Source organism: Kitasatospora sp. MBT66, from assembly GCF_000710405.2.
Taxonomy (GTDB): Bacteria; Actinomycetota; Actinomycetes; order Streptomycetales; family Streptomycetaceae; genus Kitasatospora; species Kitasatospora purpeofusca.
The window spans coordinates 785213-795323 of record NZ_JAIY01000003.1; the positions used below are offsets into that span (position 1 = coordinate 785213).

At 75.7% G+C, this 10111-nt stretch carries 7 protein-coding genes and 1 pseudogene; 5 read left to right on the forward strand and 3 right to left on the reverse strand.

What is annotated here, in order from left to right:
- The 5 genes and pseudogenes from BI06_RS53215 to BI06_RS05555 form a co-directional block, all read left to right on the forward strand.
- Positions 1-536 (forward strand): annotated as a pseudogene (locus BI06_RS53215) (hypothetical protein); the annotation flags it as partial.
- 138 nt (positions 537-674) lie between these two features.
- Positions 675-1388, forward strand: a complete 714-nt coding sequence (locus tag BI06_RS05540; protein ID WP_199523232.1) for a polysaccharide deacetylase family protein — start codon at positions 675-677, stop codon at positions 1386-1388.
- Between the two features lie 144 nt (positions 1389-1532).
- The gene (locus BI06_RS05545) at positions 1533-3077 is read left to right on the forward strand and encodes an alpha/beta fold hydrolase (protein WP_051740272.1); all 1545 of its coding nucleotides are present in this window, start codon (positions 1533-1535) and stop codon (positions 3075-3077) included.
- Between the two features lie 58 nt (positions 3078-3135).
- Complete coding sequence (locus BI06_RS05550) at positions 3136-3834, forward strand: response regulator transcription factor (protein WP_030395168.1); 699 nt, start codon at positions 3136-3138, stop codon at positions 3832-3834.
- Positions 3834-5228, forward strand: coding sequence for a HAMP domain-containing sensor histidine kinase (locus BI06_RS05555; protein WP_051740273.1), 1395 nt, complete (start codon positions 3834-3836; stop codon positions 5226-5228). Before BI06_RS05550 ends, BI06_RS05555 begins: the two co-directional genes overlap by 1 nt.
- A gap of 81 nt (positions 5229-5309) precedes the next feature.
- Here BI06_RS05555 and BI06_RS05560 read toward each other — a convergent pair whose 3' ends face one another.
- The 3 genes from BI06_RS05560 to BI06_RS05570 all read right to left on the reverse strand — a co-directional run.
- Positions 5310-6842 (reverse strand): hypothetical protein, encoded by a 1533-nt coding sequence (locus tag BI06_RS05560; RefSeq protein WP_030395166.1) that lies wholly within the window; start codon positions 6840-6842, stop codon positions 5310-5312.
- 82 nt (positions 6843-6924) lie between these two features.
- Entirely contained in the window at positions 6925-8952 is a 2028-nt protein-coding gene (locus tag BI06_RS50340) for a hypothetical protein (RefSeq protein WP_043465486.1), read from the reverse strand.
- Positions 8953-9143: 191 nt separating this feature from the next.
- Positions 9144-10111 (reverse strand): helix-turn-helix domain-containing protein (locus tag BI06_RS05570; RefSeq protein ID WP_199523233.1); only part of this gene is annotated, 968 nt, incomplete at its 5' end.

Genomic DNA, 10111 nt, shown 5'->3' on the forward strand with positions numbered 1-10111 from the left:
TCGACAGCCTGCGCCCCGTCACCGCCGCACTGTGGCAGGGCCTCTCCCCGGCCGACCGGATGCGCTTCCAGACCGAGGACCGGCGGCTGTGGGACGTCCACCGCCACCGGGCCGCGCCCGCGACCGCCCGGGCCTTCGCGGCGGCCGTCGCCGAGGGGTGGATCACGGTGGGACCGGGCGAACTCGCCGACGCCGTCCCCACCGGTGACGGTGTCCGGGTCCGGCTGCGCGACGGCCGCGCCCTGACCGTCGGCGCGGTGCTCAACTGCACCGGCCCGCAGGCCGACGTCCGCCGGGTGCCCGACCCGCTGGTGGCCGTGCTGCTCGGCGCCGGACTGGCCGAACCCGACGACCTCGGCCAGGGCTTCCGCACCGACGCCCTCGGCCGGGTGCGACCCGCCGACGGCTCCCCGCCCGCGCCGCTGTGGACGCTCGGCGCGCTGCGCCGCGGCAGCCTGCTGGAGAGCACCGCCATCCCCGAGATCCGCGCCCAGGCCGGGGAGGTCGCCGGGGACATCCTCGCCGACGCGGACTGACGCCGGGTCTGGCCGAAGACCGACCCCTCGCCGTCCGGACCCGGGACGGTGCGGGGACGGACCGCTACATTGGACGGAGGGCCGGGGAGGGGGGCGGGCACCGGGTTCGTTCCGGTTCCGCGGCCGTTGGGAGCACCCGTGACCTCGACCCGAGTGACCTCGGTGACCTCGCCCCGGGCGGCGGACCGGCCCCGCGGGCGCCGCGCCGCCCGCCTCGCGCTCGGCACCCTGCTGGCGGCCGCCACCGCCGTGGTCGCCCTGCCCGCCGCCCCCGCCCAGGCGGCCCCGGCCAAGGTCGTCTACCTGACCTTCGACGACGGACCGAGCCCCCGCTACACCCCGCAGGTCCTGGCACTGCTGGCCCAGTACGGGGCCCGCGCCACCTTCTTCGAGATCGGCCAGAACGTCGCCGCGTACCCCGAGGTCACCCGCCGGGTGCACGACCAGGGCCACAGCGTGCAGAACCACAGCTGGTCCCACCCCGACCTGCGCTCCCTCTCCAAGTCCTCCTTCGACTCCCAGGTGACGGCCACCGACGCCCGCATCCGCGAGCGGACCGGGACCACCCCGAGCTGTCTGCGGCCGCCGTACGGCGCGGTGAACTCCGCCGTCCGCTCCGGCGCGGCCCGACTCGGCAAGACCGTCCAGCTCTGGAGCGTCGACCCCCAGGACTGGGCCCGCCCCGGCCGGGCCGCGATCGAACGCCGGGTCCTGGACCGGGTCACCCCCGGCTCCGTCGTCCTGATGCACGACGGCGGCGGCGACCGCAGCCAGACCGTCGCCGCCCTGCCCGCCATCCTCCGCACCCTCAAGTCCCGCGGCTACACCTTCGCCCTCCTCCCCTGCCGCTGACCGGACCGCCGCCACCGCTGCGCTCCCGATCCCGGGCCCCGCGAGTTCTTACACGCCTTTGCCGTCGCTCTGCCGAGCCCCTGACCGGGGCCCGGCAGTGTCGTCCTCACCACCGGAGAACGACAGGACGGAAGGAACACCACCATGACGAGGAACGGGAAGACCACCGCGAGCACCGTGCGGCGGGTCGGGGCGGTGGCCGGGGCGGCGGCGGTGCTGATGTCGGTGCTGCCGGCCGGGGCGGCGGTCGCGGCGCAGCACGGGGCGCGGCCCGGCAAGGCGGCCTGGTGCCCCGAGGTGGAGGGGCTGCGGGTGGACTGCGGCACCGTCAGCCGGCCCGTGGTGAGCGGCAAGCCGTGGCTGGGCAGTGTCTCCGTCGCGTACGCGGTGCTGCGGCACCGGGACGCGGGGGCGGCGCGGGGGACGGTCGCGGTCAACCCCGGTGGGCCCGGGGAGACCGCGATCGACCGGGCGGGGGCGTTCGCCGCCGGGCTCGACGGGGTGCTCGGCAGCCATGACGTGCTGCTGGTCGACCCGCGCGGTACCGGGCGCTCCGGGCGGATCCCGTGCGGGGTCACCGACGCCGAGTACCGGTTCGCCGACCGTGCGGGGCAGCGCGATGCCGTGGCCCGCTGCGCGGCCGCGCTGGGGCCCCGGGCCGAGGGGTACACCAGTGCCGCGACCGCCGACGACATCGACGCCGTGCGGGCCCGGATCGGCGCCGCCTCGCTGATCCCCTACGGGCTCTCCTACGGCACGTACCTGATGCCGGTGTACGCGAGCCGCCACCCCGGGCGGGTCGACTCGATGGTGCTGTCCGGGGCCTACCCGCTCGGCGTGGACCCGCTGGCCCGGCCGAGTGCCGATGCGGTGTCGCTGGCCCTGAAGCGGGTCTGCGAGCGCAGCGCCGCCTGTGACGGGGACACCGCCGTCGAGGACCTCCGCACCGTGGCCGGGAAGTTGCGCGAGCGGCCGTTCACGCTGCGGATCGAGGCCGCCGGTGCGACCCGCACGCTGCGCTTCACCGAGGACAAGCTCGCCAATCTGCTGTACGAGGCGGCGAGTCGCGGCGCCGGGGAGAGCCCGGCCGAGCGCTCGCTGCTCGGTGAGCTGCCGGCCGCGCTGCACAGCTCGGCCGAGGGCGACGACCGCGCGCTGCGGGCCCTGGTGGACGCCGACTACCGGGCGGCCGGGCGGGAGGACCAGGCGTCGTTCCTGGCCGTGGTGTGCAACGATTATCCGCGGGCCTGGTCGGTCGACTCCTCGCTGCCGGAGCGCTGGCGCGAGTACCGGGCCGCGCTGTCGGCCGCCGATCCGGGCCGGTTCGGGGCGTTCAGCGTCAAGGGCTTCACCGAGGGGCAGACCGACGGCGCCGATGCCTGCATCAAGTGGCCGCGCACCGGTACCGCCCGCCCGCAGCCGGTGGACCCCGCGCAGCCGGACGTGCCGGTGCTGCTGTTCGCCGGCGACCTCGACTCCAACACCCCGGAGAGCGCCACCCGTCAGGCGGCCGCGCAGTTCCGGCGCTCGACCGTCGTCACCGTGCCCAACGCCGGGCACGTGGCGGAGCTGGAGTCCACCCACTGCACGCTCGGGATCGTGGACTCCTTCGTCCGCACCGGGCAGCCGGGCGACACCTCCTGCACGGCCGCCGTCCCGCCGATCGCCGTCTCCCCGGTGCGGCGCTGACACCGACGGAGAACCGTCCGCACCCCGACCGTCCGCCGTGACCAGCGAGAATGACGCCATGACAGATGCCACCACCCACGGCCGCACCGTGCTCGTCGTCGAGGACGACCCCGGTGTCCGCACCACCCTCGACCAGTTGCTGCGCTTCGAGGGCTACCGGGTCCTGACCGCCACCGACGGGCAGGACGCCCTGGAGCTGCTGGAGCGCCACCGCCCCGACCTCGCCGTGGTGGACGTGGTGATGCCCCGGCTGGACGGGCTCGCCCTGTGCCGGATGCTGCGCCGCCGCGGCGACCGGCTGCCGGTCCTGGTGCTCACCGCCCGGCACCAGCTCGGCGACCGGGTCGCCGGGCTGGACGCCGGGGCGGACGACTACCTGGCCAAGCCCTTCGCCACCGAGGAGCTGCTGGCCCGGATACGCGCCCTGCTCCGGCGCTCCGCCCCGCCCGCCGACTCGGGCGTGCTGGCCTGCCAGGACCTCGCGCTGGACACCGCCGCGCGCCGCGCCCACCGCGGCGGACGGCTCCTCGACCTCACCAAGACCGAGTTCGACCTGCTGGAACTGCTGCTGCGCAACCAGGGCGCGGTGCTGACCCGCCCGCAGATCTACGAGCGGATCTGGGGCTACGACTTCGACACCGACTCGCGCTCGCTCGATGTCTACATCGGCTACCTGCGCCGCAAGAGCGAGGAGGGCGGCGAGCCCCGGCTGATCCACACCGTCCGCAACGTCGGCTACCTCGTGCGGGCCGCGTAGTGCTGCGCACCAGGATCACCCTCGTGGTGGTGGCCGCCACCCTGCTGGCCATCGTCGTCTCCGTCGTCAGCTCCTACCGCGGCGTCACCGGAATGGTCGCCGACCAGTTCGACCGGGCGCTGGTCGACCGCGCGGACGCCGTCGCCGCCGTCCTCGACGCCGGGCGGGTCCCCGCCGAGCGGCCCGACACCGCCGAGCAGCTGCTCCTCCCGGACGGCACGGTCCGGCCGCTCTCCCCCGGCCGCGCCGCCCTGCCGGTCCCGCCGGGCGCGCTCGCCGTCGCCCGCTCCGGGGAGGGACGGCTGACGGCCGAGACCACGGTCGGCGACCGCACCTTCGGGGTGCTGGTCCTGGGACGCGGCGAGGGCCACGGGGCCCTGGTCGTCAGTCAGGACTACGCGGACGCCGAGCGGATGGACCAGGAGTTCCTCGGGCGGATCAGCTGGACGACGGCGGGCTCGGCCGCCGCCTGCGCCGCGCTCAGCTGGCTGCTGATCGGCCGGATCCTGCGCCCGATGCGCCGGCTGGCCCGCGCCGCCGAGCGGATCAGCTCGACCCAGGACCTCGGCACCGCGCTCCCGGCCGCGGGGCGCGACGAGGTGGGTCGGCTGACCCTCGCGTTCGAGGTGATGCTCGACGCGCTGCGCCGCTCCCGGGAGGCGCAGCAGCGGCTGGTGCAGAACGCCAGCCACGAGCTGCGGACCCCGCTCACCTCGGTGCGCGGGAGCGCGGAGCTGTTGCAGCGGGCCAGGGGCCGGCTGGCTCCCGAGGACGAGGAGAAGATCCTCGGCACCCTGGTCACGGAGAGCGTCGCGCTCGACGAGCTGGTGCGCGAGCTGGTCGAGCTGGCCACCGACCGGCAGGCCGACGAGGACCAGGTGCCGCTGGACCTGGCGGCGGCGGCCGAGGACTGCGCGGAACGCTTCCGACGGCGCACCGGGCGGGTCATCGACGTCGGCGCGGCGGGCGCGGGGCCGGACCGGGACGGGGCGGTGGTGGTGCTCGCGCGGCCGCGCGCGCTGCACCGCTGCATCGACAACCTGCTGGCCAACGCGGTCAAGTTCAGTCCCGGGGACACCCCCGTCACGGTGCTGGTCGAGTCGGCGCCCGCCGGTGCGGGCCGGGGCCGGGCCCGGCCGGGGGTGCCGTACGTGCGGCTGGTGGTGCGCGACCTCGGGCCGGGGATCGGGCCCGAGGAGCGGGACGCCGTCTTCGACCGCTTCTACCGGGGCGCGGGCACCCAGTCGACGCCGGGTTCCGGGCTGGGGCTCGCGATCGTGCACGACCTCGTCACCGCCGACGGGGGCACGGTGTTCGCGGGCACCGGCCCGGGGGGCGGCGCGGAGGTCGGTTTCGCCCTCCCCCGCGCCGTCCCCGCCGCGCGCCGCGGGTAGCGCGGCCGTCGGTCCTCGTCGGCGCTCGCCAGCCCTCGCCGGCCCTCGCCAGCCCTCGTCGGCGCCGCTCGTCGGCGCTCGTCAGCCCCCGGCGCCGATGGAGCAGTTGCTGTCGGGGGCGTGGCCGAGCGGCCAGGCGACGGCGTCCAGGACGGCGCCGCGGACGGTCGGGTCCAGGTGGACGATCGGGACGGCCTTGTTGTACGGGTTGCCGTACTGGTCGAGGCAGATCCAGCCGCTGGCGCCGTCCACCCGGTTGCCGCCGTGGAGCCGGCGCCAGCTCTGGGTGACGTCGTCGAGCGAGGGCATGGCCACGGACTCGCCGACGTCCTTGCGGATCCCCTCGACGGCGGTGGTCACCGCGTCGTAGGTGATGATGATCCGGCCGTCGCGGCGGTCGGCGGGCCCGATCCGGTCGGGCTGCTTGGTGTCGTCCGCCTTCAGCAGGGCGGCGAGTTCGGCGGTCGGGCCCTTGGAGCCGCCGGGGCCCTCGGTGCTCGCCTCGCCCCAGCTGTCGGGGTGGGCGAGCGCCGTGTAGCGCACGGTGATGCCCTGACTCTTGGTGAGCGCGTTCCAGTGCTTCTCGAACTCCTGGTCGACCATCAGTGTGGAGGCGTGCGAGCCGGTGATGACGGTGTAGGGCTTGTTGCACTTCCGGTCGCCCAGCGCCACCAGGAACAGCCGCAGTTGCACCGGGCGGCCGGCGAAGAACAGGGTGGACGCGTTGGAGCTGCAGATCTCGGGCACCATCCGTTGGAAGACGTTGCCGAGGTTCCCCTCCTGGGTGAAGTCCTTCGGGGACTCGAAGGTCTCCGGCTCGTTGGGCGCGCCCTTGGTGAGCTTGGCGAAGGTGGCCCGCAGGGTGGCGAGGTAGTTGTCGTTCTCCCGGGTGTCCTCGACCACCAGGGTCTCGGCCGGCTTGATCCCCGCCCCGTAGGCGGCGAGGGCGGCCGCCTGGTCGCTGTTGCTGGGAGCGATCCGGGCCAGGCCCGGGTAGTGGCGCGGATCGGCGACGCTGTTGACGATGTCGTCGGCGGTCATCGGGCCGGCGACGACCGGGATGTGCTTGTCCGCCGTGAGGTAGTGCACCGCGGCCTCGCTGTTGGTGATGCTGATGTTGATGCCGGTGACGGCCCGCAGGTTCTGCTTGCCGTCGGCCGCCGCCTTGGCCAGCTGGTCCGACACGCGACGCCACTCCCCGTACTCCCGGCCGGGGTTGGCGAGGACCAGGCGGACCGGCGGCTGCTTGCCGCTCTCCCGGTTGGCCCGGTACTGGGCGAGGTAGGCGCCCTGGACCTGCTCGACCATCTCGCGCCGCTCGGCCTGCTGGTCGGAGACCAGCGGGATCATCAGCGCCAAGGTGACCGGGTGCTTCCCGGCCACGCTGTCGTTCTCCTCCTTGATGCGCGCGGTCACCGGCCCCAGGTCGTCGTTGAAGACGTACGAGCCGTCGGTGACGCCGACACACTCGTTCCTGACCTTCTTCACGCCCGTGGCGCAGCTGGGATCCGTCAGGAAGCCGTAGCCGAAGTACCCGGCAGTGCCGAGGACGGCGACCGCCAGCAGGATCACCAGCGCGCGGTTCAGGGGCCCTTGGGGCAGTTCCAGTTTCACGGTCGGGCGTCTCCTAAGGTCGGGCGGGTCGAACGAGGCGGGCAGGACCGGACCAGGACCAGGGCCAGGTTCCGGGCTCGGGTCAGGTCGGCAGGTCGGGTGCCTGGTGCCAGCGGCGCAGCCGTCCGGGCCAGGTCTCGTGCGCCTGGAAGAACACCGCCTGGTCGGCCGCCCCGGTGTACTGGGCCAGGGTGAGCAGTTGCAGCCGGACACTGTCGATCAGCGCCGGGGTGGGCACCGAGAGCGGGTGCGACTGCACCCACAGGCTGACCACCAGCCGGTCGATCGCCTGGTGCACGGCGATCTCGCCGTGCCGGCAGGCCTGGCACTGCTCGTTCGTCGCGGCGGCGGTCGGCACCGGCTCCGGCGGGTGCGGGGCGGAGCAGATCAGGTTGACCGAGGCGAGCCAGTCGGCGGCGCTCCGCTCGGCCAGGCGCTGGTGCAGGGTGCGGACGACGACTCCGGTGTCGTGCACGGCGAGCGCGTGGTGGAGGGCCTGGTCGGGCAGCCCGGCGCCGGTCGGCGCGTACCGCGCGCGCACGGTGCCGTGCAGGTGCCTCCAGGTCTGCATGTCGCGCTCGCCGGCGACCTGGACGGCGAGGCGGTGGCCGAGCAGGGTGCGCATGGTGCGGTCCTGGACGAACGGCGCGTCGACGACGGCCTGCGGCGTGGCGGCGGCATGGGCGGCATGGTGTGCGGCGGCCCAGTGGTTGCGTTCGAGCAGCCGCCTGGCCTCCTGGACGTCCAGCGGGCTGTGGTCGGTCCGCGGGTAGTAGGCGCCGAGCAGGTCGGCGGCACCGTCGTCGAGGGCCGGGCTGTAGAACATGAGCCGCTCCCGGTCGCGCTCCCCGGGGACCAGGACCCGGAGCAGCTGCTCGTGGACCGTGCGCGCGGGCGCGTCGTGGGCCGGGAGGTCGAGCAGCCAGCGCGGCTCCGCGCTGTCGCGCTGGCGGACGGCCCTCCGGGCGGCCTCCACCAGGGCGTGGGCGATCCCGGCGCGGCCCGCGCTGAGGCGGTGGATCACCCGGGCGGTGCCGGACGGGGGGTGCTCGGTGCCGAACATCAGGGTGATCTCCTCCAGCCCGAGCGGGGCCAGCGGCAGCCGCACCGTCCAGTCGGCCGCCGTTCCGGGGCGGTCCTGGCGCCAGAACGGGCCCGGGGCGCGGCGCGTCGACGCCGCGGTGTCGTCGGGGTCGGAGGGCTCCCCGGCCAGGACGGTGGTGATCACGCCCGGCCGGGTCCCGGCCGGTTCCTCGTGCCAGACCCGGAGCAGCGCGCGCACCACCGGACGGCCGAGCGGGGTGTGGGCGTTGTCGAGGAGCAGCAGCGGGCGCGGCAGCCGGTTCATCCGGCGCGACCAGGTGTAGTGGCTGTCGATGTCGGCCAGGAACGCGGCGATCAGTTGGCGCTCCGCGGCCTCCCGGTCGTCCGGGTCGCCGCGGAAGCGCCGGGCCAGTTCGGACAGCTGGACGTGGTCGGTGCCCGGGCCGGCGACCTGGCGGACGGCCCACCAGCGCAGGCCCTGCCGGTGGGCGGAGGGGCCGAGCAGTTCGGGGGTGACGAGGTCGACCAGGCGGGCGACGAGCGTGTTCGGCGCTGCCCCGGGGCCCGCCGCCGCGGCCGCGCCGGGGGCCGCCTGGCGCATCCACTGGGCCACCCGGGCGCGCCGGGCGGGCCCGGGTGGGACGGTCTCCCGGAGCAGGCTCTCCAGGCGCCCGACGGCCGCCTCCGGCTCGCCGGCGCCGACGGCCTGCCAGGAGGTCACCGCCAGCAGGCCCTGGGTGAGCCGGGGGAAGGCGATGGTGCCGCCGAAGTCCCCGGGCCGGCGGCTCAGCTCGTGGCGCAGGTGGAACAGCAGGTCCGAGAGGTGCGAGGCGTTGCGCCGGGTCGGGTCCTCGTCGTCGGCGGCCAGTGCGAGGTCGGCCCGGCCGAGGTCGGGGCGGCCGAGGTCCGCCGAGGCCCGGCGCAGGTGGGCGGCGTACCGCGCGTCCAGGCCGGCCAGGAGGGCGGTGCGCCCGCTGAGGCGCCCGCCCGCGCACTCGACCACCGGCGGGGTGCCGTTCGGGACGGGCAGCCGCCGCGTCCTGACGCCCGGTTCCTCGCCGTTCACTTCCAGGCCGACGAGTGAAGGTACGACCGTCTCGAACACCGCTGCACGCCCGTGCAGAACCACCGCGACCCCCCAGCCGTCCGGCGAGGCCGTACCTCGCCGTGCGCCTGGAGGATAGGCGACCGCAACCGTCCTGTGCAGGGATACCACCAACAAGGGCGGTTCCGGATCCGCGCCGGTCCGACTGATCGTCAGCCGGCCCGGCGCGCCCGACCCTTGGCCACGATCGGCGCCTCCGGATCGGCGGGGGCGCGGAGCAGAGCGGATGGGGCGCAGAGCAGGGCGGTACGCAGGTCGAGCCGGTCGTCGAGCCGCAGCAGGCTCCGGCCGGTCAGTTCCTCGATCCGCTTGACCCGGTAGTGCACGGTGTTGACGTGGACGTGCAGGGCCTCGGCGGTGCGGGACCAGGAGGCGTTGTGGCGCAGGAAGGCGTCGAGGGTGGCGACCAGGGAGACCGTGTTGTGCCGGTCGTGGTCGACCAGCGGGGCGAGCAGCCGCTGATGGAAGGCGGCGGTGACCTCGGGCGGGATGCCGCGCAGCAGGTCGGCGAGGGAGACCGTGCTCGCCCAGCGGCCGACCGCGCCGGGCGGGCGGGCGTCCAGGGCGTAGCGGGCCTGCACCAGGGCCGGGCGCAGGTCGGCGGCGGTGGGCGGGACGGTGGGGCCGACGCCGGCGGCGGGACCTCCCGGTCCGGCCTGGGCGCGGGGGCCGGTCTGGCCGGGCCTTTCGTCGAGCCGGGGCAGGGTGAGGTCCAGGGCGGCGGCGACGGCGTCCTCGGGGAGGGCGACCAGTGCCACGGCGCCGCCGCGGCCGTCCGGGGCGGCGACGAACGGGGCGGCGGTCGGGTGCAGGGCCTCGGCAAGCGCGGCGGCGGCCCAGGCCCCGGAGGGGTCGGCCGGACCGGGCGGGGCGGCGGTGCCCGGGGCGGTACCGGGGACGGTTGCGGCGGTGCTTCCCCCGGCGCTTCCCACAGCGCTTCCCACAGCGCTTCCGAAGCGGGCGGCGACGGGGGTGAGCGGCAGCCGCGGCGGCAGTCCGGCGAGGGACAGGGCGTGGTCGGCCTCCGGGTCGGCGCCGGCGGCGAGGAGTTCCAGCAGCCGGGTACCGGCCTGGCGCTGGGCGGCGGCGGTGGCCCGGGCGCGTTCGGCGAGCGGTGCGA